The following is a 1568-nucleotide window of genomic DNA, read 5'->3' on the forward strand; positions in this document are numbered from 1 at the left end:
GGGGGGGTCTTGGTGCGCGCCCCCCCCCCCCCCCCCCCCCCCCCCCGCCCCCCGCCGCCGCCTCGGGGGCCCGCGGCGCGGCCGCGTTTCCGCGGGGGGGGGCCCGGGGGGGGGGGGGCCCCCCCCCGGCCGGCGTCCGCCCAGCGGCGGGCGGTGTCGGGGCTGACCCCGAGAAGTCGTGCTGCCTGGCCGATTGTGTAGGACTGCATGTGCGACACGCTAGGCCAATTGGGGTGGCATGTGCCATTCTCTGGACGATGTTCCATCGCAGATGCGAGGGTCATCGGAGGAAGCTACGGATGCCCTGGAGCCCCGGGGAGGGGTGCGCGCTGGAGCCCCGGGAGGGGTGCGCGGCGGGCAGGCGAACGGGCCGCGCCGGTCGGGGGGGCGCGGGCCCGGGGGGGGGGGCGGGGCCGGGGGGGGCACGGCCCCCGGGGGCACCCCCCCCAGCGCCCCCCCGGGGGGGGGGCGGGGCGGGGGGGGGGGGGGGGGGGGGGGGGGGGGGGGGGGGCCCGGGGGGGGGGGGGGGGGGGGGGGGGGGGCCCGTCGGCGGCTGACGGTCCGGGTCGGCTCAGGCCACCGGGCTCATCCCCGGCATCTCGCCCTCGGTGGTGGTCACGTCGATCACGGAGAACGCGGCGCCCTGCGGGTCGGTGATCGAGGCGAACCGGCCGAACGGGCTGTCCATCGGCCCGAACTGCAGCACCGCGCCGCGCTCGGTCGCCTTCGCCACCGCCGCGTCGCAGTCCGGCACGGAGAAGTACACGTTCAGGAACGAGGGCAGGTCGGGCGGGAAGTCCTTGTTCATCACCATCCGGCCGAGCACCGGCTGCCCCTGGACCTCGAAGACGGCGAAGTCCATCGTCGCCTCGTCCATCTTCTGTTCCGTGTACGGGAAGACCGCCGGGTAGAACGCGTCCACGGCCTTCGCGTCCCGGGTGAAGTCCTCGCCCCAGCAGTATCCGCCGGGCGCTCCCATCTCCGTCTCGAACCCCTCGTGGGTGTTCGCCTGCCAGATGCCGAACACGGCCCCGCCGGGGTCGCGGGCCAGCGCCATCGTGCCGAACGCGCCGACCTCCATCGGCTCCACCAGCACCTCGCCGCCGTTGTCGCGCACCTTCGTGACGGTCGCCGCGGTGTCCTGCGAGGCGAGGTAGAGGCACCAGGAGGAGGGGTTCTGCTCCTCGCCCGGCATGGGCGGGGAGACGGCGGCTGCCGCCTTGCCGTCCGCGTACGCCGTTGTGTAGTGGCCGAACTCCGCCTGGCTCTCGCCGAACGTCCAGCCGAGCACGTCCGCGTAGAAGCTCTTCGCGCCCTCGACGTCGGCGAACATGGCGTCCGCCCAGCACGGGGTGCCCTCGGGTTGTACAGCCATGGCGCGCCGGTCCTTCCCTGAGTCCCCGAGCCCTGCCTTCGGCCCCACCCCCGAACCACGCTAGTCAGCCGGGGGGGGGGGGGGGGGGGGGGGGGGGGGGGGGGGGGGCGGGGGGGGGGCGGGGGGGGGGGGGGGGGGGGCGGGGGCGGGGGGGGGGGGGGCGGGGGGGGGCGCGGGGGGGGGGCGCGGCGCG

Annotated in this window: 2 protein-coding genes; both read right to left on the minus strand. The window is 77.7% G+C overall.

Going from position 1 to position 1568, the window contains the following annotated elements:
- A partial coding sequence (locus tag JS521_RS37590) for a helix-turn-helix domain-containing protein (RefSeq protein WP_372448633.1) occupies positions 1 to 284 on the minus strand: 284 nt, incomplete at its 3' end.
- A gap of 287 nt (positions 285 to 571) precedes the next feature.
- Positions 572 to 1375 carry a VOC family protein gene (locus JS521_RS30810; protein ID WP_205086216.1) on the minus strand — a complete coding sequence of 268 codons (804 nt, stop codon included), beginning with the start codon at positions 1373 to 1375 and terminating at the stop codon, positions 572 to 574.
- Positions 1376 to 1568: the final 193 nt, after the last annotated feature.

Origin of the sequence: Streptomyces durocortorensis (genome assembly GCF_016901035.1) — a bacterium.
GTDB lineage: Bacteria > Actinomycetota > Actinomycetes > Streptomycetales > Streptomycetaceae > Streptomyces > Streptomyces durocortorensis.

Bases quoted from the DNA above. Each gene is read 5' to 3' on its own strand.
- JS521_RS30810 (WP_205086216.1), bottom strand. From the start codon at position 1,375: ATGGCTGTACAACCCGAGGGCACCCCGTGCTGGGCGGACGCCATGTTC.